Source organism: Bacillus sp. M6-12 (genome assembly GCF_002860285.1).
GTDB lineage: Bacteria > Bacillota > Bacilli > Bacillales > DSM-1321 > Peribacillus.
In genome coordinates this window covers 1-22,910 of record NZ_PGVF01000025.1, presented here as the reverse complement: position 1 = coordinate 22,910, position 22,910 = coordinate 1, and the positions used below count along the sequence as shown (strand labels likewise).

Sequence of the window (22,910 nt, the reverse complement as noted above, 5' to 3'; positions counted from 1 at the left end):
TACTTAATAGACAACCAATACGTTTTCCCATCATAGATCGCTGATTCTATATTAAGGGAGTGTGAGTGATTCATGGTAACATTGTATACTTCACCAAGCTGTACATCATGCAGAAAAGCAAAAGCATGGCTTGAAGAACATGAGATTGGCTATTCAGAAAGAAATATTTTTTCTGAACCGCTCTCAATTGATGAAATTAAAGAAATTCTCCGAATGACTGAGGACGGTACAGATGAAATTATTTCAACCCGTTCAAAGACATTCCAAAAGCTTCATGTGAATCTGGAATCTCTTCCTTTACAGGAGCTTTATAAAATTATTAAGGATAACCCCGGCTTGCTAAGAAGGCCGATAATTCTTGATGAAAAAAGACTTCAGGTGGGCTACAATGAAGATGAAATCAGAAGATTTCTGCCTCGTAAAGTCCGTACGTTCCAGCTTAGAGAAGCACAGCGCATGGTAAATTAAATTGTAATCCTTGCCAGGTTCCTGGCAAGGATTTTTATATATTGAGCTTTCCCAGCTTAATTTACCCCAAGGGGCAAAACATTTGCAATAAGCTTTATTTTTCAGTAATATTAATGGAATATTAGGCAAACAATTGTTTTTTTAAACTTCATCACTTTTATTTCCCTATTTCAGAATTTTGTCATAAAATATAAGTGTAACTTACTATACAATTATTTACACACAGATTGTGATTATGATATAGCTCTCAGGGGTAAACATATAGAAAGAGCAATCCGTTGCTCAGGGGTAATTATCCCTTCAAAACGAAGCAGAAGGGAGAGAGACAGCATGGAAATCGAACGTATCAACGATGATACTGTTAAGTTTTATATTTCTTATATCGATATAGAAGAAAGAGGCTTTGACCGCGAAGAAATCTGGTATAACCGCGAAAGAAGCGAAGAACTATTCTGGGAAATGATGGATGAAGTCCATCAGGAAGAAGAATTCATGGTAGAAGGTCCGCTATGGATCCAGGTTCAGGCGCTCGACAAAGGTCTTGAAGTACTGGTTACCAAGGCCCAGCTCTCGAGGGATGGCCAAAAGCTTGAGCTTCCGTTGACAGATGAGAAGCTTAAAGACCTTCCAGTCGATGAGAAAATCGAGTCTCTTCTTGACCAGCATTTTCAAACGAAGCATAGCGAGTCTAATGGCATTCAATTTGAGGACGGAACACTTGAGTTCATCACAGTTTTTAATGATTTTGAAGATTTGATTGCCCTAAGCAACCGAAACGGGTTAGAGGAACTCAATACCAAATTGTTTGCATTTGAAAATAAATATTATCTGTACGTTGAGTTTAATGAAGATGAGATAGAGGAAGATGAAATTGACGATGTCTTAAGCGTCCTGCTGGAATATAGCCAGGAATCACATCTTACGGTGCACCGTCTTCAGGAATATGGAAAAACTGTTATGGAGTCAGATGTTTTTGAAACAACAAGAAAATACTTTTCTTAATATAATCGGACGTTCTGAAAAAGCGGAATACTCTATGGAATACGTCCCATGAGAACCTTGTCATCTTCAACTGCGGCAAGGTTTTTCTAGTGCTTCATGAGTTATGTAATATCCCGGACGTAAAACAAAAGCAAAAAAACAGGCAGCTTTATTTAATGTTGTTTCAGCTGATATGGTAGCCCTTTAAAATTTATGGGTATATGAAGTGTACAAAGATGGTATGCCTTGAGGTGGATTATGAAAAATACTGTACGAATACTGTTATTTCTTACCCTGTTAGTTGGAGTTTGGTACATTTTTAAAGATAATATCCAAGGAGGGGTAGTTGGTTATTTCAGTGTCATTCTTACCTTTTCTTTAGTAATTATCGGGTTTGTTATCTTCCTTGAAAACAGGCATCCAACGCAGACGCTGACATGGCTGATTGTTTTTGGTGCTTTTCCGCTCCTTGGGTTCATTTTTTATTTCCTGTTCGGGAAAAATTTCCGCAAAGAAAAAATGTTTCGAAAGAAGTACTTTTTGGACAAGCAGGCGTTTCTCAGCATTGAGGGTGAGCGTGATGTAAGCGAAGAAAAAATCAGCGGAATGGGCGAGCATCAGAAAAATCTATTTAGGCTGGCGCAGCGTCTCGGACAAAGCCCGATTTCCTTTGCAACAGAAACGAAAGTTTTAACGAACGGAGATGAAACGTTTTCCCACATCCTTGAAGAGTTAAAGAAAGCGAAGCATCACATTCATCTTGAGTACTATATTGTGCGTGATGACCAGATTGGACGTGACATAAAAGAAGTATTGATTGAGAGGGCACGCAGCGGTGTTAAAGTCAGATTCTTATATGATGCGGTCGGTGCATGGACACTTACAAAGCAGTACATCAATGATTTACGCAATGCAGGTGTCGAAATTGTAGCTTTCGGACCGGTTCGGCTTCCGTTTTTAAATAACAAATTCAACTTCCGAAATCACCGTAAGATCATTGTCATTGACTGTGCTGTTGGATTTGTCGGCGGTTTAAATGTGGGGGATGAGTACCTGGGAAGAAACAAGCAATACGGATTTTGGCGAGATACACATCTTATGGCAAAAGGAGAAGCAGTCAGGACGCTGCAGCTCATCTTCCTCCAAGACTGGTATTACAGCACTGACCATAGTTTTCTAACGGATGAGTATCTGTCGCCAAGTGTACCGATAGAACATAACCATGGCGGTGTCCAAATGATTGCCGGGGGCCCTGACAATGAGTGGAGTGTCATCAAAAGCATCTTTTTTTCCATGATTACATCTGCAAGAGAGTCTGTTTGGATTGCTTCCCCATATTTCATCCCAGATGAAGATATTTTTCAGGCGTTAAAGGTAACAGCTCTTAGTGGTGTTGATGTTAGGCTTTTAGTGCCGCATAACCCGGATAAGCGAATTGTATTTCATGCCTCCCGATCCTATTTTCCAGAGCTGCTTGAAGCGGGCGTCAGGATTTTTGAATACAAGGAAGGCTTTATGCATAGCAAAATTATCATTGTTGATAATGAGCTTGCATCTATAGGGACTTCTAATATGGATATGAGAAGCTTCCACTTGAATTTTGAAGTAAATGCCTTCCTATATAAAACAGGCAGCACGCAGAAATTGGTAAATGACTACTTAAATGATCTGCTTGTATCGAGAGAACTTCATATTGAAACATTCAAAAAGCGAAACTTAGGTTTAAAGGTCATGGAATCGACCTGCAGACTGCTCTCACCGCTTTTATAAGCCGTTTTGCTGACTGGGCAGCAAGCGGCTTTTTTTGCAGAAAAAGGGCGACGCTGCAGCGAATGTTTGGCATAAGAAAACTAAAAGAAATTAATAAATATTTACTGAAATTTCTTGCTTAGCTTCGCTCATCCCGCCTTTTTTTGTAAGCAGGTGCTTATGCTTATTCTCATTTCAATGCACGTTAGAAGTTAAAGCAAAGCTCTCCATGAAAAAAATAATTTTCCCGGATATATTCAAACATCCTCTTTATTAAATAAAGGATTTTCCAAAAAGCCGTTGAATGTTTATATAAAAGGAGGTGATATTTTGTTAACTGCAAAGGATGCATTAGGCTGCACTTTTACCCTGCCGGTTACCGCCCCATCCGATATGCTTCAAATAATAAGGAAAGGAAATTTTTTTTGCCCCTGCTGTAATGGCGGTCTTATCCTCAAGGCTGGCTCCATCAAAATTCCCCACTTTGCGCATAAGAGTAATCATGGCTGCAATGCTTCTTCTGAACCTGAGTCCCTATACCATTTACTTGGGAAAAGAAAGCTCTTTAACTGGCTCCTGTCAAGAGGCATTTACGCTGAGCTTGAATGCTACCTTCCTGAGATCCGACAGAGAGCTGATATATTAGCGATAATAGGAGACATAAAATATGCAATTGAATTTCAGTGTTCGTCCATCAGCCAGGCTGAATTTGAGAAACGGACAAATTCCTATCGAAGTGCCGGAATTTTCCCTGTTTGGCTGTTATCAGAAAAATGGCTGGAACATCATTCAGGGTTCAGTATTAACATTACATCCTTTACCTCTTTATTTATGAAAGGCACAGCTGAAGCTCCTTATCTTCTCTCGTATAGTCCTCTCGAAAACCGTTTGTTTATTCGCAGGAATTTATCATCCATTTCATCAAGAAAGTGGCTTGGTGAATTTGCTGCTTTTTATCTTGACGGTTTACCTCCTAAGATGACTCTTCCTTTACAAACTCCTAGTTGGTTCAATGAATGGTGGAAAAGCCGGGAACGATGGCTTATGGCGATAACCACCCATGGTTCCATCCATAAAAATTTTCTTTTTCAATTGTACACTAGCGGTCTTTCTCCGGCTTCCCTGCCTGCTGAAATAGGGATCCCTGTTTCCGGATCTCATTTGATTGAAACAGCAGCAATACAGTGGCAAGCCCTTATCTATATAGGCACGTTTAAGAAGGTTCCGGTAAATGGAATCGTTTCAGCCGGTGTAGTCAAAAAATGCTTTTCAAGGCATATTAATAAAGGAGATATTCGTCTAAGGAGTTTTCCTCTAATGGAAGCTGTTCATCCTTGGATACCTGTAATAAAGTATTTTGAGCTTCTGGAAACGGCCGGCTATATGGAGAAAATCAGTGGTTCCGCCTGGAGAAAAAGAAAGGATTTTACTATACTGGAAACAAAGGATGAGCAAAAAGAGTTTTCCCTTAAATGGAATGTAATCCTAAAAAACCATTGGCAAACCAAGGTCCACGATTTTTCTGATTACTTTCCATTGCTGCAGTGATTCTTTCCGGGCAAAAAGTGTTTGAATAATGATAAATGGAGGGATTTATAATGTCACAAAATGCTGCTGTAAAGGCTTTGCCTGCACGTAATGAAGTACCAGTCGAGGAAACATGGAGGCTGGAGGATATATTTGCAACAGACGATGATTGGGAAAAAGAATTTAATGAAATAAAAACGGAAATTAAAAAGGCTGAATCTTTTAAAGGAACGCTGGAGGAAAGTGCAGAAAAGATGTTTGCTGCGCTTCAATTTCAGGATCAGATCATGGAGCGGCTTGGTAAGCTTTATACATATTCCCATATGCGTTATGACCAGGATACAGCGAATTCATACTATCAGGGTCTTGATGATCGTGCAAAAAATCTTTATTCGCAGGCAGCAAGCGGGTTTTCCTATATTGTTCCGGAGCTGCTTTCTTTAGAAGAGGCGACGATTGAACAATTTTTGAAGGAAAAGCCTGAACTTGCTCTTTATAAGCATGCCTTGGAGGAAATTGCACTGCAGCGGCCGCATATATTATCGGCTGAACAGGAAGCTCTACTCGCCCAGGCATCTGAGGCATTGAATTCAGCAAGTAATACTTTTGGGATGCTGAACAATGCTGACCTTGAGTTTCCATCCATCAAGGATGAGAATGGAAACGAGGTCGAGGTTACTCATGGCCGTTATATCCGTTTCCTTGAAAGTGAAGACCGCCGTGTCCGTGAAGATGCATTTAAAGCAGTTTACCAGACTTATGGTAAGTATCGTAATACTTTTGCAAGCACTTTAGCTGGGACTGTAAAAAAGGATAATTTTTATGCAGGTGTGCGCAAATACACTTCAGCCCGCCATGCTGCCCTTAGTGATAACAATATTCCGGAGAGCGTTTATGATAACCTTATCAACACTGTAAATGAGCATCTTCACTTGCTGCATCGGTATGTAGCGCTGCGTAAGCGTGTCCTTGGGGTGGATGAACTCCATATGTACGATTTATTTACTCCATTGGTTAAGGAAGTAAAGATGGAAGTGCCTTACGATGAGGCAAAGGAACTTATTTTGAAGGGTTTGGCTCCGCTAGGAGAGGATTATAATAAAGTGCTGCAATCAGGCTTTGAAAACCGCTGGGTGGATGTGCATGAAAATAAAGGCAAACGCAGTGGTGCCTATTCTTCAGGGGCGTATGGCACAAATCCGTATATTTTAATGAACTGGCAGGACAACGTCAATAACCTTTTTACGCTGGCACATGAATTCGGCCATTCTGTCCACAGCTTTTATACGAGAGCAACACAGCCATATCCATACGGAAATTATTCAATTTTTGTAGCGGAAGTTGCATCTACCTGCAATGAAAACCTGTTGAATGATTACCTTTTAAATACCATAGAGGATGAGAAGAAGCGCCTCTACTTATTGAATCATTATCTGGAAGGCTTCAGAGGAACTGTATTCCGTCAGACAATGTTTGCTGAATTCGAGCATATGATCCACCAAAAAGCACAAAATGGAGAAGCTCTAACTCCTGATTTATTGACAAAGGAATATTATGACCTTAACAAGAAATATTTTGGCAATGATTTGGTTATTGATGAAGAAATCGGTCTTGAGTGGTCACGAATTCCGCATTTCTATTATAATTACTATGTTTATCAGTATGCGACAGGATTCAGCGCTGCCACCGCTTTAAGCAAGCAAATCCTTGAGGAAGGCAAACCGGCTGTAGACCGGTACCTGGAATTCCTCAAAGCTGGAAGCTCCGATTATCCGATTGAAGTGCTGAAAAAAGCGGGAGTCGACATGACAAAAGCTGATCCAATTAGAGAAGCACTTAAAGTATTCGAAGAAAAACTAACAGAAATGGAACAGCTTCTTGAAGTATAGATAAAACCGGAAAAAGCCATTAAATATGATAGCATTAATTTTCCCCTTGGATTCCCGGCCCTGAGAGCGGGTATTCATGGGAAAAATAAAGGGCCAGTCCAGGGTACTTGATATACCTGGAACTGACCCTTTTTTAAAAACCTTTAAAACGATTCCGGCCATTAAATAAAACCACAATGACAAACAGGGTGGCAAATAGGATGGGAGAGCTTATATACAGCGGTATTAATTCCATTAAACCGAGAAGCTGAATAAATAGTGCACCAAATAACATTGCAATAATCAAAGCCATGTTGACCTTTTTCATGAGTACCTCCGAACCCGTTTTATACAAAGTATGTATAGGGCCCGACTTTATTCACTGAATTTAACAATATTGTGAAAGAACACACAAACTTATTGATGAGTGCCTTTGTATTTGATATATTATGGATGTGAAGTTAATCACAAACCAAACATATACCCCTTTGTTTGATATCGTGAAAGATTTCTCCCATCCCCTTTGTTCGTATTTATAATATGAAACCCCCTTGCATCAATGTTGGCAAGGGGGTTTCACTTATTATGTCACATTCCAATTCCCAAATAAAAAAGCTCACTTTAAAGTTGTAAAGTGAGCAGAATTTCTAATTTGTTATATACTTCCAGAAAGTCCCGAACTTTGCAGGTATTCTCTCTACAATTTGTTTCAATACAAGCTTTTTCATTTCACGCTCGACTTCTTCTTTGTTCATGTTATAAACAACTGAAATTTCCTTTGTTGCAACAAGCTTGAAATTAGACATAAACGTTTCCAGAGAGGGGGGCGCAGCCGGTTCGGGAGTTTCGTTTAACATCTCCCTTAGAATTTGGACATAAACCTCATATGGATACATACCAGACACTTTGATTCCTTCTTCTTCAATAAACTGGCTAAAAAATACTAGTGTCGGAATTTCATTTACTTCCATTTCTGATGTGATTTTAAGATCACATTGAAACCCTTTTGCAGCGCTGGCTGAATTAATGTCAATCAGAAATTCATCGACATCGAGCCCCGCAATTTTTGCACATTCCTTCAATACGTCCATATCAGAAATATCTTCTTTTTCAAGAAATAAAAGTTCCTGAAGCTTCCTCAAAAATCTGATAGCCAATTTTCTTCCTTGCAGTTCCGCTGCCTTTATGGCGATGGAAGCACTGTAAGGGGCAGAAATCGGTTTCTCCAGCCATAGATTTCCGTCACATGACATCCCTGAACGGCTGGCCGTTTTTTCCCAAACCTGCGCAATACTTTCATAACTCTTAGAGTTCCGCAGATTTAAAGAAGCCAGTTTCCCGCTAAGGACATGTTTTATGCTGAAGAAGCGGCCATATTCGATTTGAAGTTTTTTTAATATCGGCTCCATTGCCCAGCATTCGGGGCATAAAGGATCAATAAAGATATATATTTCTATTGGCTTTGTTCCTATCCCGTAGCAATGTTGTGATTGAATCCAATCGGAAACATTGAAAACCGGTTTTTGATAGCTCAAAACTCTGCTCCTTTCCCGCTGGCGTCCGGAGAGTTGATCATATGCTGGGCCGTTAAAACTAGGCGATGGTAAAAGAATTCACGAATTTCTCCCTCCAGGCCAATCTCATCCATTGCCTCCCTCATGCAGGAAAGCCATGCCTCAGCCCGGGTCGGTGTAATTTCAAAAGGAACATGCCTGGCACGCAGCATCGGATGCCCGTGTTCGTTTGTGTATAGTGATGGACCGCCTAAATATTGGGTCATAAATTGTTTTTGTTTCCTGGCAGTTTCAGTTAAATCATCCGGAAAAATTTCAATCAGGTCAGGATGTTTGCTAACTTTGGAGTAGAATAGGTCGATTAAAATATATAATCTTTCTTTTCCGATTGCTTCATAAGGTGTAGGGTTACCTATTGTCATGCTGATTACTCCTTTAAGTTAGATTGTAATATTATTTTATCAATGGGCGGGCAATATCTCAAACATCTAGCCTTTTTCGGGTGATTAATAAAATATGATTCCCTCGCAGCAGCAAAAAAATGAGAAGGGGCAGGGGGATAGAAAAATAAAAAGCAGGGTGTTCCTTATTAGCTTCAGTTTTAACAGAAGAAACTAAAGCTTATAGGAAATCCTGCTTGGACTGTTTATGCAATATCAGTTATGAAAGTAATTCATTACTTTTTGTACGTATTTTTGTGTTTCTTTAAATGGAGGGATGCCTCCATATTTATCTACATTTCCGGGACCAGCATTATAAGCTGCAAGAGCAAGCTCCATATTCCCCTCATACTTGTCCAGCATTTGGCGAAGATATTTGCTTCCGCCCATAATGTTCTCGAGCGGGTCAAAGATGTTTTTTACGCCAAGCCCCCTTGCGGTTGAAGGCATAAGCTGCATCAGTCCTGATGCGCCGGCACTGCTGGATGCGTTCGGATTGAAATTGGATTCCTGTTTAATTACCGATTTAATTAATTTTGCAGGAAGCTTATAAATCTCTGCCGCTTGCTCAATCAAGGATTCGAGACCTTCCCCGCCTTTTGTAAAAGATAGGGAAGCTGGCGGCATGGAAGGAATCATGCTTAGAGGGGCAAGTTTCTTTGGCTCTTCGCTGGCAAGGAGATTCATGTCTGTAAGTCCATCCATAACGCTCCCGAGTGTTGAGGCCAGCTGTTCCACTTTCTCATCGTTCATTACCTCATTCAGCATAGACTGAAAGGAATTTTGTTCGCTTGCTGCCCCGGAAGGTTTCGAACCGGTAAGCCCCTGCATTGCCTGAAGCTCGAACAGCAATTTAAAATCCTGTATTTTCAACTTTTATCCACCTCAAGGTTTTTAGTAAGCCATGTATAATAAACAGCAGTCAATTTTTTGTAAATATAAAGGCATGTAACATTAATTCAGGAATCAGTTCCCGGAATACTTTTGCTGGTAGAAACGCCTAACCTTATTTTCGGTTTTTCGTTGGGGAATTTCAAGTGATTTCAACAAATCTTCAAAAATTGCTTTGCCTTTCTGAACGCTGTCCGCTTCGTATTCCAATTCAAAATCCTCTTTCCCTAGATATGTACTGTGATCCATAACGAGCAAACCGCCTTGATATCGGAGTTCCGCTCTGTTCGTAGCAAGCATTCCAAAGTATTCTAGTCTTTCAGGAAGCAGATCCATTTGAATTATGAGTTCCTTTATATAACCATCTGGAATTGGTGCACCTTCAAGCAAACTTAATGCTATTTCTGCCGTGAGGGGCTGATTAGTTTCAAGCAGTCCTTCCTGTGCGGGCTGTTTTAAGGTAAGCACGTATTGCCCATTTTTGCTGCGGATCCGCAAGGCGGATTCTTTATCCTTCAACTCAAAGCTTCTGGTGTCAAAATAATGATTTTCCTGTAAGGCAAAGCTTTCTTTGTTGATCTTAAAAAAAGCCAAAACATGCTCGAATTCTTCTTTAGTAAGCATATTTTTAAATTCTATTTCTATTTCCTGATACATTCCTGCTCATCCTTTCAGCGAAAAGTATTTTCCAGGCCTCTCCAAACTTATGCATGAGGCCGGAGTTATGTTAAAATAAAATCGTTAAAACAGGAGGTTGTTTGAATGAAGCAAAAAGTTACGATTGCCAAAGCAGAATGGAGAGGCAGTGAGCTTGCTCTAATAACAGGCTTTGTAACCGATCTATCGGTATTGCAAGCGAAGAGTCAGGTATTGGTAGATTCCGACCATTTGTCATTTATTTATATCACAGAAGCTGATGAAGATTATACATATATTTCATTGCCGGAAGCAATCTGGCCTGAACTTAAGAAAGCTTTGAAAGAAAACAGGAGGGTTGTGGCAGTTTCCGGCGGTACGGAGCTCGAACTTACGGACTTACACAGAGAAATGTCAGAACTTATAGAGAATATAAAAGGAAACGGGAACTATGGTGAAGAATTAGTAAACAGGGTAGAAGAGATTTTTTTGGCGGAGAGTCAAGTTTAAAATTCCGATAATAAGAACGTAATCCATTTCCATAAATCAGAATTACAAATAGAGGTTGCCAATGTCTTTTTGCAGCCTCTGTACAGCTCGCAAAATAGACAGGGAAGAAAGCATTTTGATAGAAAAATATTTTAATACTACACAAAGTTTATAAGTTGTTCGGGAAGAGGCCAGCTTATTGCTAGTGTGCCTCTTGTTGTCAGTTAAGCTTTGTTTGGGCAGGTGACAGGTTACTAATGGTACATTGGGATGATTTTTTAGCTCCTTATAAGCAAGCGGTTGAAGAGTTGAAGGTGAAGCTGAAAGGGATGAGAACACAATTCGAGCGTGATCACATCCATTCTCCGATAGAATTTGTGACTGGCAGGGTGAAACCGGTGGTCAGCATTCTTGATAAGGCGGCGCAAAAAAATATACCGCTTGATAAATTGGATTCAGAGATGCAGGATATTGCGGGATTGCGTATGATGTGCCAATTTGTTGATGATATTCGCAGGGTAGTAGAACTCCTTCGCAATAGAAACGATCTAGAGATAGTGGAGGAGCGGAATTATATTTCTCACAAAAAGGCGAGCGGTTATCGTTCCTACCATGTTGTCATCCGCTATCCGGTCCAGACGATACATGGGGAAAAAAAGATTTTGGCGGAAATCCAAATTCGCACGCTTGCGATGAATTTTTGGGCGACGGTTGAACACTCTTTAAATTATAAGTATAAAGGCCAGTTCCCTGAAGACATCCGGCTTCGCCTAATGCGTGCAGCTGAAGCAGCCTTTCACCTTGATGAGGAAATGTCCCTAATACGCCATGAAATCCAAGAAGCACAGCGGATTTTTACAACTAAAAAGGACACTATGGATATGTGAAGTACAGATAGAAGGAGGGACGAAATGAAATTTGCAATCACTTCAAAGGGAGATTCAAAATCAAATTCCCTGATGCATAAGATGCGAACGTACTTATTGGATTTTAACCTTGAATATGATGAGGATCAGCCTGATATTGTTGTCTCTGTTGGAGGTGACGGGACACTGCTCTATGCCTTCCACCGCTATAAAAACCGTCTGGACAAGACGGCATTTGTAGGCGTTCATACTGGCCATTTGGGCTTTTATGCAGACTGGACACCCGATGAAATTGAAAAATTAGTCATCGCCCTGGCTAAAACCCCTTTTCAAATTGTCGAATATCCCCTTCTTGAAAGTATCGTCCGCTATCAGCACGGAGGCCGGGAAACACGTTATTTGGGTTTGAATGAATCGACCGTTAAAAGCGTTGAAGGAACTCTTGTAATGGACGTGGAAATCCGCGGCCAGCATTTTGAAACATTTCGCGGTGATGGCCTTTGCATGTCAACGCCATCAGGAAGCACTGCCTATAATAAGGCTCTGGGCGGAGCAATCATTCACCCTGCTATTGATGCTCTTCAGCTGGCTGAGATGGCTTCTATCAATAATCGGGTTTTTAGGACTGTCGGATCTCCACTCATACTGCCGGCTCATCATACGTGTATGCTTAAACCGGTCAATAACGTTGATTTCCAGATAACCGTTGACCATCTGACTCTCCTTCACAAGGATGTCAAATCGATTCAATACAGGGTAGCCGATGAAAAAATCCGCTTTGCCCGCTTCAGACCGTTCCCTTTTTGGAAACGTGTCCATGATTCATTTATATCCAGTAATTAAAGGGACTGAAAACTACATGGGGAACAATCGCCAGCACACATTTCAGCTTGAATGGACAGCCGGGACAAAGGATGAAGGAAAATTGCTGCGCGGTTTTCTTCAGGAAAATAGCATTTCGAGGAGTGCCTTGACAGACATCAAATTCAAGGGCGGCCGGATTGAAGTAAATGAGGCAGAGGTGACCGTGCGGTATCCAGTTCATGCAGGTGACAGAATTAAGTTAACATTCCCGCCTGAACAAACGAGTGAAGGACTTCTGCCGCAATCCATTCCGCTTACTATTAAATATGAAGATGATTACGTAATTGCAGCGGTTAAACCGCCCTTTATGAACACGATCCCCTCACGGGAGCATCCATACGGAAGCCTTGCCAACGCACTGGCCGGATATTATCTGGAAAAAGGGATCTCTGCCACCGTGCATATAGTCACACGGCTCGACCGGGACACATCAGGACTGCTGCTGATAGCCAAGCATAGGCATGTTCACCATCTTCTTAGTGAGCAGCAGAAAAAAGGAAAGGTACAGCGCCGGTATGAAGCGATTGTACACGGCATAGTGGAAGCAGATAGTGGTGTTATTGAGGCGCCAATTGGAAGAAAACAAACCAGTATAATCGAACGCGAAGTCCGGGAAGATGGCCAATTTGCCAGCACGGAATTCTTTGTAATTTCGCGCCTGGAATCCCGGACACATATCAGGCTTCAGCTGCGGACCGGGAGAACCCATCAGATTCGGGTTCATATGGCATATGCCGGCCATCCGCTTTGCGGCGATGATTTATATGGCGGCAGTAACGAACAAATAATAAGGCAGGCTTTACATTGCAGCCAGCTTTCCTTTACACACCCCATAACCGGAGAGGTCATTACTTTAACTGAACCGATCCCGCAAGACATGTGCAATCTGTTATTCAAAGCTTAAAAAACAAAAAAGGCTGAACTGCCCGTTGAGAATATTCAACAGCAGTTTAGCCTTTTTATTCGCAGAAAACAATCATGAGTTTATACTCCTGCCATTCATGGAAATAAGAACAAGCAGATAACTCACATGTTAACAGGATAAGGAGGTGAAAATGAAGCTGAACGATACAACTTCCAAATGTTTTAAAATTATTATTGGTTTCTATTGCCGCAGCTCGCCCCTTTTCCACTATTTTTTTCAGGAGGAGGGGGCGATTGTTTTAACGAATGGAAAGTAGCGGAATATCCTGGTATAAACATATTGTTATTTTTCATCGAAGGAACGGAATTTCTCTGGCACGAATGGCATTGATGAGGGAACATCCACGGTTTCAATCTCTGGGTAGCGCAGTGCTGTAAGCTTGCCTCCAAAAACACAGCCTGTATCGATATTATAGGTGTTATTTATTTTGCGGGGCTCCTTAACAGGTGTATGTCCATAAACGACCAAGGTATTCCCTTTATATGCAAGGGCCCAATCCCTCCGTACCGGGGTTCCATCAGGGTTGGTTGCTCCTGTAATATCACCGTAGAGCACGAAGGTTTTTACTTTTGATGTTGTTTTTCCGATTAAGTCTGCTCGAATCCCCGCATGGGCAATAACGAGTTTGCCCTCATCAAGAGCATGATAAAGGGGGGCTGATTCATATAGTTCCCTGAACTTTTTATTCACTTTTTTCTGTTCACGGGCTGACAGGCTTTCATATTCGGCAACAGTTGTTTCAAGGCCGTGTGTTTTTTGCACATTTCTGCCCAGAAAAAAGCGGTATAGTTTGTCGCAATGGTTTCCAGGCACATAGAACGCTTTATTATGCTCCACAGCCAGTTGATAAACAATGTCTGCTACTTTGAGTGATTCAGGCCCCCGATCGGTTAAATCACCGACAAAGGCAAGCCGCCTTCCTTCCGGATGGAGGGGTATACCTGATTCCCATGAATAATCCAGTCTAATAGTCAAATCAAAGAATTCCTGATAACAGCCGTGGATATCACCGATAATATCCAATTTCATCTTGGCTTCCTCCCTTGCAGCTTTCCATCCTATTATGAACAGTTGGTTAACATTTTACCACTACCAAACTGGTGAAAAAGAAACAGCATCGAACCCCTTAACGCAACTTTGGCATATGTACTTAATTTTACGGGTACGAATGATAGTATCTCTTTTTTTATTCTTTGAATTATAATAATTGGAAAACTTGCCTGTCTTGTCATATGTGCCTGTTTAAAGCATAATGATGGGTGGGATTATTAAAAAGGCAACCAGCATTGAGCTGAAGGGAGGGTCATCTGATGACAGAACAAAAAGAAAATGAGAAAGAAAATTTCAATTCAGAGCTATTAATCAAATCGCTTGAAAATGAAGATATTGAGCTGTTCCGAAAAGAATTTTTAGATATGCATCCATATGACCAGGCACAGTTTTTTACAATGTTGGACAAGGATATAAGAGCTAATTTATACAATTTTCTGTCTCCGGAAGAGATGGCCGCCCTTTTTGAAAATATTGAAAACGAAGAAGAAGAATATGAAGATATTTTGTCTGAAATGGCACCAGCATATGCTGCTGATATGCTGTCTGAAATGTATACGGATGATGCGGTTGACGTATTAAATGAACTTGATAAAGATCAGGCTGTAAGCTATTTGACGATTATGGATAATGAAGCTGCCCAGGAAATTAAAGAGCTGCTCCATTATGAAGAATATACTGCCGGAAGTATCATGACCACTGAGTTTATCGCCATTGAAGCCAATCAGACAGTCAGATCGGCTATGTATATCTTGAAAAAGGAAGCTCCCGAGGCCGAAACGATTTACTACCTTTATGTAGTAGATGAGGAGAAAAGGCTTGTCGGGGTAATATCCTTGAGAGATCTAATTGTCTCAGATGATGATACAATGATCCTGGATATTATGTTCGACCGTGTTGTTTCAGTTTCTGTCAGCGAAGATCAGGAGGAAGTGGCCCGGGTAATGAGGGATTACAATTTCCTCGCCGTTCCGGTTGTGAATTTCCAAAACCATCTTCTCGGAATTATTACAGTCGATGATATCATTGATGTAATGGAAGAAGAAGCTTCGGACGACTACTCAAAACTGGCCGGTGTTTCCGATATGGACAGAGTAGATAAAGGACCATTCGCTGCCGCAAAAAAGCGTTTGCCATGGCTTGTTATCCTCCTTTTTCTTGGCATGATGACAGCCAGCTTAATCGGCCGGTTTGAAGAAACCCTTAACCAAAAGGCGATTTTGGCCATTTTTATCCCGCTTATTGCCGGGATGGCTGGAAATACTGGCACTCAGGCGCTTGCCGTGGCTGTACGCGGAATCGCTACGGGTGACCTTGAGGATGAAAGCAAGTGGAAGCTGATTATCCGGGAAGCGGGAACCGGACTAATCACCGGAGCAACCTGCGGCGTACTGATCACCTTGATCGTCTACTTCTGGCAGGGAGATTTATTCCTTGGTTTCCTTGTCGGATTATCAATCCTTGCAACCTTGATCGTTGCAACACTCGCAGGCTCCTTAGTACCGCTAATCATGCATAAAATGAATATCGATCCTGCTGTTGCATCCGGACCATTTATTACCACTATTAATGACATTATCAGCATCTTGATTTATTTTGGCATGGCAACTATGTTTATGAGTTACCTTCATTAAGGTAAAACAGAAAGGCTGGCTCACTTTTTTGAGCCAGCCTTTCCTGTGGAAAAATACAGCTGCTGTAAGTCTTAATAAAACTGGCCTAGTAGGGATCCTGGAAAAGTATTCCGTGAATTATGCGTTTTCATGGAATAAAACTTATTTTCATGGAAATTATGGTACGGTTGCGCGTGTAAGTAATTTTACTCAAGAATTTGACCGGTTTCCGCGGAAGGTATCCTTCAAGCCAGATATTTTGTTCGAAAAATGATTACACGGACAAAGAGATGCTTTTTTCACGGAATTAATCTATCGCTTCAAGGAAAAAACTTTGTCTATATTATTGATCTTCGATTTAAATCACATAATTATCGTCGCACTTTAAGTTTTGATGTTTTGTTAAACTACTCTTTAAATTCGCCCATCAAAAGTGAATATACGTTAACGTCATGAGAACGGCCACCCTGGAAGATATAATCTCTTAAAAGCCCTTCCTGCTGAAATCCGATTTTCTTAAGGAGATTGGAGGATGAAATATTTTCCGGATAGACGACAGCGCCAATCCGCTTAAGCCCAATATCATGAAAAGCATAGTTTAGAACCTTTATGACTGCTTCTGTGGTATACCCGCTCCTCCAATAATCTGGATGCAGTTCATAACCGACCTCTGCCCGTTTGTTTGGTGAGCTCCAATTATTTAAGCCGACTGTTCCGATAAACTCGCCGGACTCCTTGTGTACGATTCCCCAGCGTATTCCTCGTTTGGCAAGGAAATTATTTTTAAATGAATCTATAATTTGCCATGAATCATCAATAGTTTTAAAATTATCCAATCCATAGAATTTTGTTACTTCATTAAGGGAGAAAATATTATAGAGCGCCCTTGCATGGTTATCTGTTATTTCAGTCAGATGGAGCCGTTTTGTTTCTAGTTTAGGAAAAACCATCCTGATTCCCCGCTTTACGTTTTTGGAATAGTATACCATTATATATTCGGATTGATAGGATTTTTATTAAGGCTATAGTAAACATAGCTGATTTTGCCACTATGCTGATTAGTGAACGCAAGAAGCGGAAATCAATAGTCATTTAACAGAGTCTTGTCTTTATATAAAATGCTTGTTTATAGAATGAAATTTCCTTTTACTCGCTGCTGAATTTTAACGAAATCCAAGAGCAAAATAACATGAATTTGAAAATTATCTTTTTTAATACCTGCTTTTTGTTTATAATGGATTTAGTACTAGGTACTAATAACTTGTGTTAATCAGGAGGGCATCAAACTAATGACTCTTTCTTTAGAAGGAAAAACATATGTTGTAATGGGTGTGGCCAATAAACGCAGTATTGCTTGGGGAATTGCTCGTTCCCTCCACAATGCGGGTGCAAATTTAATTTTTACATATGCCGGAGAACGTCTGGAAAAAAGTGTACGTGAACTCGCGGAATCATTGGAAGGCGCATCATCACCTGTATTGCCGTGTGATGTAACGAATGATGAAGATATCGAAAAGTGCTTTGCGGCGATAAAGGAGACTGCAGGTGTAATACATGGGATCGCCCATTGCATCGCTTTCGCCAATAAAGATGAGCTGGAAGGCGACTATATGAATACTACACGGGATGGCTTTTTGCTGGCCCATAATATCAGTTCGTACTCTTTGACTGCTGTAGCAAAAGCTGCTAAAGAAATCCTGGCTGAAGGGAGCAGCATAGTTACGCTAACCTACCTTGGAGGAGAGCGTGTGCTTCCTAACTATAATGTCATGGGTGTGGCCAAGGCTTCACTTGATGCCAGCGTAAAATACTTGGCGAGCGATCTTGGCAAACTTGGAATCCGGGTAAATTCCATTTCCGCTGGACCAATCCGAACGCTGTCAGCAAAAGGAGTAAGCGACTTTAACTCCATCTTGAAGCAGATTGAAGAAAGAGCTCCTCTCCGCAGGACGACAACGCCTGAAGAAGTCGGTGATGCAGCTCTATTCTTGTTCAGCGACCTTGCACGCGGAATAACAGGAGAGAATATCCATGTTGATTCTGGATATCATGTAATGGGATAGAATAATCAGAAACGCCTGGGAATTCAGTTTCCCGGCGTTTTTATTTTTATAATTACGGGCGCTAGTCACAAATATTCTGTAATGGCAAATTAGTAAATGAAGAAAGAGGGGGAGCTTGCCTCTGGGGGATTTCTTTGCTGGTGTGGTACTCTTTTCCCGTTTTTATTGGCAGCGTTTATATTGCGCTGGATTCGAAGAATAAAAGTAAATTCCGATATTCAGTAGAACAAAATAAACGGATAATCAGCATTCTGGAAGAGCTGAAAAATAAAAATAGCGCCAGTTAACAATGTATTTTTGTGATATATAGCATGCCATTTGCATATTTAACTGATGTAGTTACAAAAAAATGATAATAAAAAATACCCTGGAGGCAGGGTATTTTTAAATCCGGGTAAAAGGCATCACTGCTGGATAATTTAAGAATGTCATGGTTTACGCGCAGCTATATTACGTCTGCAGCCGAAAGTTCGTCAGCAAGTTCGGCAATCCGTTTGGATGCCTCTCCGGAGTAAAGCCCGCCGTGATAGCAGATGATGTGTTCAATATCATATTGAGCGAGTTTGTACAGCGATTTTATAGCTGTATCCATATCAAGCGTTTGTTTCCGATCTGGTCCCTGTAATTGTCCGGAAACGATAGTCAATGCATCAGCCGCAATGAGGGTTTTGCTTTGTTTATGATAAAGGCTGATATGCCCTGGGGTATGACCGGGAGTGCTGATTACATTAAGCCTGCCGCAAAAAGGAAGTTCTTCCCCATCTTCGATGATGCGGTGCACCTTTGATGACGGCGGGTTTTCAAGTACTGCTTTGAATGCTCTTTTCCATTCCTCCGGAACATTAGCAGGGAGTATAGACTCAATTTGGGCAATAGCCTCTGGTGTTAATTTCAGAAGTCTCTCTTCACCTTCTATATAGGGCTTTTCAAAGGTGCTTGCTAAGACTTCAATTGATCCGGCCGCTTTTTCAGAAAGCGCTGGCAGGCTTCCAATATGGTCAAGGTCCTGATGGGTAATAATAATTTTATTGAGCCTATCTGCCGGAACGCCGGCCAATTCAATTGCAGCGTAAATCCGGTCAGCAAGCCCTGGATATCCGGTGTCTATAAGTATCACCGTTTCTTCATCAAATATCAGCACCGGGTGAATTACATCTACTCCTCCCAGCACATTCGCTTCTATTTGCAGCATATTAATTCCGTTAGCTATTTTCATTATTTACCCCCACTTAGCTTGATAATGGGAAAACATCAGTTCATTCAAAAAAATCCGGTACCGGTTTGCCGAACTGCTTTTGTGTTTGGAATGAGTTTCCCGGTTGCAGGGTCTTTGTGATGAAATTCTACATTTAGGATAATTAAAATTTCAGTTAATGTCAAATAAAACTTAATTATAACATTTTTTATTAATAAAGTCAATAATTGTTTTTTATTTACAGGCTTTTTATAAAAAAATAGTAACATAAGAGCTTTCGAAAGATGTTAGGTATAATAGGAAAAGATGCATAAAATCTCAGAGCAAAGGAGTTTTTCATAAATGTCTCAATCAAAGACAAGGGAAGACATTAAAGCTTCAGAGAAGTGGAATTTGGAAGATATTTATCCCAATTTGGAAGCTTGGGAACAGGATTATAAAGAAGTATCGGAGAAAGTGGAAGAAGTCAGGAAATTTGAGGGGAACATCATTGATGCAAAATCACTGTTAAGTTATTTAACGCTTACAGAAGAGATCAGCCAAAAATATAGCCATCTGCAGATTTATGCGATGCTGCTTAATGATGAGGATACCCGGGTCTCCAGTTCCCAGGCATTGCTCCAAAGATCACAGCAATTAGGCACGAAACTGGGAACAGCCATGTCCTTTTTTATGCCTTTTTTGTTAGCAATGGATGAAGAGAAATTGAAGGGATATATCACTGAAGAAGATGGGTTGAAATATTTTGAAGAAGACCTTTTTGAATCTTATAGGTATAAGAAGCATGTTCTGTCAAAAGAACAGGAGGAAATCCTCTCTCATTTAGGTGAGGCATTATCCGCGCCGAGAAATACATTCGGTATGATAAATAATGCTGATATCGAATTTGGTGAAGTAACCGATGATGATGGAAACAAAGTCCAGCTGACAAGGGGTATGTATTCGAAGCTGATTGAGGATGAAAACCGGGAAAAGCGTAAAGAAGCCTATAAAGCTTATAATAAGCCGTATTTGCAGCTGAAAAATACGATTGCCTCAACACTTTCTGCCTCGATCAAAAATAATGTAACCACTTCGAGGCTTAGAGGATATCCCTCTGCCCTGGAAAGGGGATTGTTTGGAGACAACGTCCCTGTATCTGTTTATGAGAACTTACTTTCTTCTGCTAAGGAGCACCTTGATGGCCTGGACAGTTACCTGAAAATCAGAAAACAGCGCCTGGGAATAGAAGAGCTTCGTCCTTATGATATGAGTGTGCCGCTTATACCAGGCCAAAAGAAAGAGATTTCCTATGACGATGCCTACGATACAATGCTATCCGCCTTGCAGCCGCTTGGTGATGAATACATCTCTCTCTTAAAGGAATTCAAAAATAGCGGGGTAATTGATGTCCGTGAAACAAAAGGAAAAAGATCCGGAGCTTACAATATAGGGGTTTATGGTGTTCATCCCTATGTTCTGCTAAATCATCAGGATGATCTGGACAGTCTGTTTACGCTTGTTCACGAGCTGGGCCACGCAGCACATAGCTATTACAGCAATAAGAATCAGCCTTATATTTCGGCGCGTTATTCTATTTTTGTTGCAGAGGTCGCATCCACTGTAAATGAAGTTTTACTGATCCGTTATTTGCTGAATCATACCGAAGACCCCAAAATGAAGGCATATCTGCTTAATCATTTTATCGACCAATTCCGTGGAACTTTTTTTACCCAGGTAATGTTTGCTGAGTTTGAAAAAATAACCCATGAAAAGGCGGAAGCGGGGCAGCCTCTAAATGCAGAGGAATTCAATAAAATATATGAATCCCTGTTCAGGCAATATAATGGTGAATCTTTAGTATTTGAAGATGAGGTTAAGTATGGCTGGTCTCGAATTCCGCACTTCTATCGGCCTTTTTACGTATACAAATATGCTACAGGCTTTGCGTCAGCCATTGATATAGCCGATCGACTGCTGAACGGTGATCATCAAACACTTGAAAATTATTTGGATTTCCTGAAGAGCGGCGGATCAGATTACCCGCTCGAGCTATTGCGAAAAACAGGGGTCAATCTGGAAACAGGAGAGCCAATCAATAACGCGCTAAAAGTGTTTGAAGGGCTAGTGGTGGAATTAAACAAGTTAATGTAGCAACGGAACGAGAGGCAAATGCGCCTCTCGTTTTTTTTAGGAATGTATAACTGCTTAACCTTAACGCTACAGCGCCCAGCGCAGTTTTCTTTTTATTTAAAGGGCCGTGCATTTTGTGGAAGTCATATTCGCGCCGCTGCTTTCATATGGATAGTGAATAGAACCATTGAAATTATATTCTGAGAATACACCAGGAGGGATTTGGTATGAGCACCGAGAAGGGATCTCAGGATCAAAAACCGTTTATGTATATTATCCAGCCTAAATTGACTAACCCTGAGCGGCCAATGCAGAACGAATACAGAACAGAAAGAAAAAATAATAAAAAAGCTGGAGTAAATGCGGAGGCAGAAGCACAGGCCAAGGCTGAGGAAGAACAACTGGCGAAGGCAGAAGCGCTGGCGAAGGCAGAAGAAGAGGACCGGGTGAAGGCCGAGGAAGAAACACGGGCGAAGGCAGAAGAAGAAGCGCGGACCAAGGCAGAAGAGGAAGCACGGTCGAAGGCAGAAGCGCTGGCGAAGGCTGTTAAGGAGGCACGAGACAAGGCAGAAGAGGAAGCGCGTGCGAGGACAGCGAGGGAAATTCGGGCAAAGGCAGCAAAGGAAGCGCGAGTCAAAGCAGAAGAAGAAGCGCGTGCCAAGGCAGAACAGAAAGCTCGTGCCAGGGCAGAAGAGGAGGCTCGCATAAAAGCGGAAAGAGAAGCCCAGGGAAAGGCAGAAGATGGTGAACAGAAAAAAAAAGCGGAAGCCCAAGCCCGGGCCTTGGAAGAGGTGCAATTAAAGGAGAAAGGAGAAGCAAGGGCGAGGGCGGAAGAAGAAGCACGAGCCAAGGCAGCAGAAGAAGCCCGAATCAGGGCGGAAGAAGAAGCACGAGCCAAGGCAGAAGAAGCCAAAATTAAAGCGGAAGAAGAAGCACGAGCCAAGGCAGAAGAAGCCAAAATTAAAGCGGAAGCAGAAGCACGAGCCAAGGCAGAAGAAGCCAAAATTAAAGCGGAAGCAGAAGCGCGAGCCAAGGCAGAAGAAGAAGCGCGAATAAGAGAGGAAGCAGCACGAGCGAGGGCAGAAGAAGCGCGAAAAAGAGAGGAAGCAGCACGAGCCAGGGCAGAAGAAGCGCGAAAAAGAGCCGAAGAAGAAGCGCGCCTAAGAGCGGAAGCAGAAGTATGGGCGAGGACGGAAAAGGAAGCACGAATAAGAGTGGAAGAAGAAGCAAGAGCGAGGGCAGAAGAAGCGCAAAAAAGAGCCGAAGAAGAAGCACGCCTAAGAGCGGAAGCAGAAGTATGGGCGAGGACGGAAAAGGAAGCGCGAATAAGAGTAGAAGAAGAAGCAAGAGCGCGGGCAGAAGAGGAAGCACTTATTAAAGCGGAAGTAGAAGCGTGGGCTGCGGAAGAAGCGCGGTTAAGAGTGGAAGCAGAGGAAAGGGCAGAAAAAGAAGCTCGGCTAAGAGCGGAAGCAGAAGCAAGGGCGAAAGCCGAAGAAGAAGCTCGCTTAAGAGCGGAAGCAGAAGCAAGGGCGAGAGCGGAAGAAGAAACGCTGCTTAGAGAGGTGGCTGAAACACGGGCGAGGGCGGAAGAAGAAGCGTGGCTAAGAGAGGTGGCAGAAGCGGAGGAAAGGGCGGAAAAAGAAGCGCGGCTAAGAGTGG

The 22,910-nt window shown here is 41.7% G+C and carries 21 protein-coding genes and 1 pseudogene; 14 read left to right on the top strand and 8 right to left on the bottom strand.

The window, feature by feature from the left end; genetic code table 11:
• Positions 1 to 72: 72 nt before the first annotated feature.
• The 5 genes from spxA (at position 73) to pepF (CVD28_RS22320) (ending at position 6,614) form a co-directional block, all read left to right on the top strand.
• On the top strand, positions 73 to 468 hold the full coding sequence (gene spxA / locus CVD28_RS22340; RefSeq protein WP_101596831.1) for a transcriptional regulator SpxA: 396 nt from the start codon (positions 73 to 75) through the stop codon (positions 466 to 468).
• Between the two features lie 330 nt (positions 469 to 798).
• On the top strand, positions 799 to 1,470 hold the full coding sequence (mecA, locus tag CVD28_RS22335) for an adaptor protein MecA (protein WP_101596828.1): 672 nt from the start codon (positions 799 to 801) through the stop codon (positions 1,468 to 1,470).
• Positions 1,471 to 1,707: 237 nt separating this feature from the next.
• The gene (cls, locus tag CVD28_RS22330) at positions 1,708 to 3,219 is read left to right on the top strand and encodes a cardiolipin synthase (RefSeq protein WP_101596826.1); all 1,512 of its coding nucleotides are present in this window, start codon (positions 1,708 to 1,710) and stop codon (positions 3,217 to 3,219) included.
• Positions 3,220 to 3,528: 309 nt separating this feature from the next.
• Positions 3,529 to 4,746, top strand: a complete 1,218-nt coding sequence (locus CVD28_RS22325; RefSeq protein ID WP_180954277.1) for a competence protein CoiA — start codon at positions 3,529 to 3,531, stop codon at positions 4,744 to 4,746.
• 50 nt (positions 4,747 to 4,796) lie between these two features.
• Complete coding sequence (pepF, locus tag CVD28_RS22320; RefSeq protein ID WP_101596822.1) at positions 4,797 to 6,614, top strand: oligoendopeptidase F; 1,818 nt, start codon at positions 4,797 to 4,799, stop codon at positions 6,612 to 6,614.
• A gap of 133 nt (positions 6,615 to 6,747) precedes the next feature.
• Here pepF (CVD28_RS22320) and CVD28_RS28305 read toward each other — a convergent pair whose 3' ends face one another.
• The 5 genes from CVD28_RS28305 to CVD28_RS22300 form a co-directional block, all read right to left on the bottom strand.
• The gene (locus CVD28_RS28305) at positions 6,748 to 6,921 is read right to left on the bottom strand and encodes a hypothetical protein (protein WP_180954276.1); all 174 of its coding nucleotides are present in this window, start codon (positions 6,919 to 6,921) and stop codon (positions 6,748 to 6,750) included.
• Positions 6,922 to 7,240: 319 nt separating this feature from the next.
• On the bottom strand, positions 7,241 to 8,128 hold the full coding sequence (locus tag CVD28_RS22315) for a ClpXP adapter SpxH family protein (RefSeq protein WP_101596819.1): 888 nt from the start codon (positions 8,126 to 8,128) through the stop codon (positions 7,241 to 7,243).
• Complete coding sequence (locus CVD28_RS22310) at positions 8,125 to 8,529, bottom strand: globin domain-containing protein (protein WP_101596814.1); 405 nt, start codon at positions 8,527 to 8,529, stop codon at positions 8,125 to 8,127. The genes CVD28_RS22315 and CVD28_RS22310 overlap by 4 nt, the downstream gene beginning before the upstream one ends.
• A 234-nt stretch (positions 8,530 to 8,763) precedes the next feature.
• Positions 8,764 to 9,420, bottom strand: coding sequence for a lytic transglycosylase domain-containing protein (locus CVD28_RS22305; RefSeq protein ID WP_257985954.1), 657 nt, complete (start codon positions 9,418 to 9,420; stop codon positions 8,764 to 8,766).
• A gap of 93 nt (positions 9,421 to 9,513) precedes the next feature.
• The gene (locus CVD28_RS22300) at positions 9,514 to 10,095 is read right to left on the bottom strand and encodes a CYTH domain-containing protein (protein ID WP_101596811.1); all 582 of its coding nucleotides are present in this window, start codon (positions 10,093 to 10,095) and stop codon (positions 9,514 to 9,516) included.
• Positions 10,096 to 10,200: 105 nt separating this feature from the next.
• Between CVD28_RS22300 and CVD28_RS22295 the strand changes: the two genes are divergently transcribed.
• The 4 genes from CVD28_RS22295 (at position 10,201) to CVD28_RS22280 (ending at position 13,197) form a co-directional block, all read left to right on the top strand.
• Entirely contained in the window at positions 10,201 to 10,584 is a 384-nt protein-coding gene (locus CVD28_RS22295) for a hypothetical protein (RefSeq protein WP_101596809.1), read from the top strand.
• A 236-nt stretch (positions 10,585 to 10,820) separates the two neighbouring features.
• Positions 10,821 to 11,450: a GTP pyrophosphokinase gene (locus tag CVD28_RS22290; protein WP_101596807.1), complete on the top strand. Its 630-nt coding sequence runs from the start codon at positions 10,821 to 10,823 to the stop codon at positions 11,448 to 11,450.
• Positions 11,451 to 11,474: 24 nt separating this feature from the next.
• Entirely contained in the window at positions 11,475 to 12,272 is a 798-nt protein-coding gene (locus CVD28_RS22285; RefSeq protein WP_101596804.1) for an NAD kinase, read from the top strand.
• 16 nt (positions 12,273 to 12,288) lie between these two features.
• Entirely contained in the window at positions 12,289 to 13,197 is a 909-nt protein-coding gene (locus CVD28_RS22280; RefSeq protein ID WP_101596947.1) for an RluA family pseudouridine synthase, read from the top strand.
• Between the two features lie 303 nt (positions 13,198 to 13,500).
• Here the strand turns inward: CVD28_RS22280 and prpE are convergent, their stop codons facing one another.
• Positions 13,501 to 14,247, bottom strand: a complete 747-nt coding sequence (gene prpE, locus CVD28_RS22275) for a bis(5'-nucleosyl)-tetraphosphatase PrpE (protein WP_101596801.1) — start codon at positions 14,245 to 14,247, stop codon at positions 13,501 to 13,503.
• A 281-nt stretch (positions 14,248 to 14,528) separates the two neighbouring features.
• On the opposite strand from prpE, the gene mgtE reads away from it, so the two are divergent.
• Positions 14,529 to 15,902: a magnesium transporter gene (mgtE, locus tag CVD28_RS22270; RefSeq protein WP_101596799.1), complete on the top strand. Its 1,374-nt coding sequence runs from the start codon at positions 14,529 to 14,531 to the stop codon at positions 15,900 to 15,902.
• A 386-nt stretch (positions 15,903 to 16,288) separates the two neighbouring features.
• Here mgtE and CVD28_RS22260 read toward each other — a convergent pair whose 3' ends face one another.
• Positions 16,289 to 16,831, bottom strand: a complete 543-nt coding sequence (locus tag CVD28_RS22260; RefSeq protein ID WP_101596795.1) for a GNAT family N-acetyltransferase — start codon at positions 16,829 to 16,831, stop codon at positions 16,289 to 16,291.
• Positions 16,832 to 17,170: 339 nt separating this feature from the next.
• Between CVD28_RS22260 and fabI the strand changes: the two genes are divergently transcribed.
• On the top strand, positions 17,171 to 17,944 hold the full coding sequence (gene fabI / locus CVD28_RS22255) for an enoyl-ACP reductase FabI (RefSeq protein WP_101596792.1): 774 nt from the start codon (positions 17,171 to 17,173) through the stop codon (positions 17,942 to 17,944).
• Between the two features lie 134 nt (positions 17,945 to 18,078).
• On the top strand, positions 18,079 to 18,231 hold the full coding sequence (locus tag CVD28_RS28300) for a hypothetical protein (protein WP_180954275.1): 153 nt from the start codon (positions 18,079 to 18,081) through the stop codon (positions 18,229 to 18,231).
• A 158-nt stretch (positions 18,232 to 18,389) separates the two neighbouring features.
• Here CVD28_RS28300 and CVD28_RS22250 read toward each other — a convergent pair whose 3' ends face one another.
• Positions 18,390 to 19,160 carry an MBL fold metallo-hydrolase gene (locus CVD28_RS22250; protein ID WP_101596790.1) on the bottom strand — a complete coding sequence of 257 codons (771 nt, stop codon included), beginning with the start codon at positions 19,158 to 19,160 and terminating at the stop codon, positions 18,390 to 18,392.
• A gap of 321 nt (positions 19,161 to 19,481) precedes the next feature.
• On the opposite strand from CVD28_RS22250, the gene pepF (CVD28_RS22240) reads away from it, so the two are divergent.
• Both pepF (CVD28_RS22240) and CVD28_RS27590 read left to right on the top strand, forming a co-directional pair.
• On the top strand, positions 19,482 to 21,272 hold the full coding sequence (gene pepF, locus CVD28_RS22240) for an oligoendopeptidase F (RefSeq protein ID WP_101596786.1): 1,791 nt from the start codon (positions 19,482 to 19,484) through the stop codon (positions 21,270 to 21,272).
• A 206-nt stretch (positions 21,273 to 21,478) separates the two neighbouring features.
• A pseudogene (locus CVD28_RS27590) lies at positions 21,479 to 22,910 on the top strand (hypothetical protein); the annotation flags it as partial.

Excerpts from the sequence above, each read along its gene's own strand:
- CVD28_RS22280 (WP_101596947.1), top strand. The coding sequence starts at position 12,289 with ATGGGGAACAATCGCCAGCACACATTTCAGCTTGAATGGACAGCCGGG.
- CVD28_RS22290 (WP_101596807.1), top strand. The coding sequence starts at position 10,821 with ATGGTACATTGGGATGATTTTTTAGCTCCTTATAAGCAAGCGGTTGAA.
- fabI (WP_101596792.1), top strand. The coding sequence starts at position 17,171 with ATGACTCTTTCTTTAGAAGGAAAAACATATGTTGTAATGGGTGTGGCC.
- CVD28_RS28305 (WP_180954276.1), bottom strand. The coding sequence starts at position 6,921 with ATGAAAAAGGTCAACATGGCTTTGATTATTGCAATGTTATTTGGTGCA.
- mecA (WP_101596828.1), top strand. The coding sequence starts at position 799 with ATGGAAATCGAACGTATCAACGATGATACTGTTAAGTTTTATATTTCT.
- CVD28_RS22310 (WP_101596814.1), bottom strand. The coding sequence starts at position 8,529 with ATGACAATAGGTAACCCTACACCTTATGAAGCAATCGGAAAAGAAAGA.
- CVD28_RS22285 (WP_101596804.1), top strand. The coding sequence starts at position 11,475 with ATGAAATTTGCAATCACTTCAAAGGGAGATTCAAAATCAAATTCCCTG.
- mgtE (WP_101596799.1), top strand. The coding sequence starts at position 14,529 with ATGACAGAACAAAAAGAAAATGAGAAAGAAAATTTCAATTCAGAGCTA.
- CVD28_RS22300 (WP_101596811.1), bottom strand. The coding sequence starts at position 10,095 with ATGTATCAGGAAATAGAAATAGAATTTAAAAATATGCTTACTAAAGAA.
- cls (WP_101596826.1), top strand. The coding sequence starts at position 1,708 with ATGAAAAATACTGTACGAATACTGTTATTTCTTACCCTGTTAGTTGGA.
- prpE (WP_101596801.1), bottom strand. The coding sequence starts at position 14,247 with ATGAAATTGGATATTATCGGTGATATCCACGGCTGTTATCAGGAATTC.
- CVD28_RS22295 (WP_101596809.1), top strand. The coding sequence starts at position 10,201 with ATGAAGCAAAAAGTTACGATTGCCAAAGCAGAATGGAGAGGCAGTGAG.
- spxA (WP_101596831.1), top strand. The coding sequence starts at position 73 with ATGGTAACATTGTATACTTCACCAAGCTGTACATCATGCAGAAAAGCA.
- CVD28_RS22260 (WP_101596795.1), bottom strand. The coding sequence starts at position 16,831 with ATGGTTTTTCCTAAACTAGAAACAAAACGGCTCCATCTGACTGAAATA.
- CVD28_RS22250 (WP_101596790.1), bottom strand. The coding sequence starts at position 19,160 with ATGAAAATAGCTAACGGAATTAATATGCTGCAAATAGAAGCGAATGTG.
- pepF (WP_101596786.1), top strand. The coding sequence starts at position 19,482 with ATGTCTCAATCAAAGACAAGGGAAGACATTAAAGCTTCAGAGAAGTGG.
- pepF (WP_101596822.1), top strand. The coding sequence starts at position 4,797 with ATGTCACAAAATGCTGCTGTAAAGGCTTTGCCTGCACGTAATGAAGTA.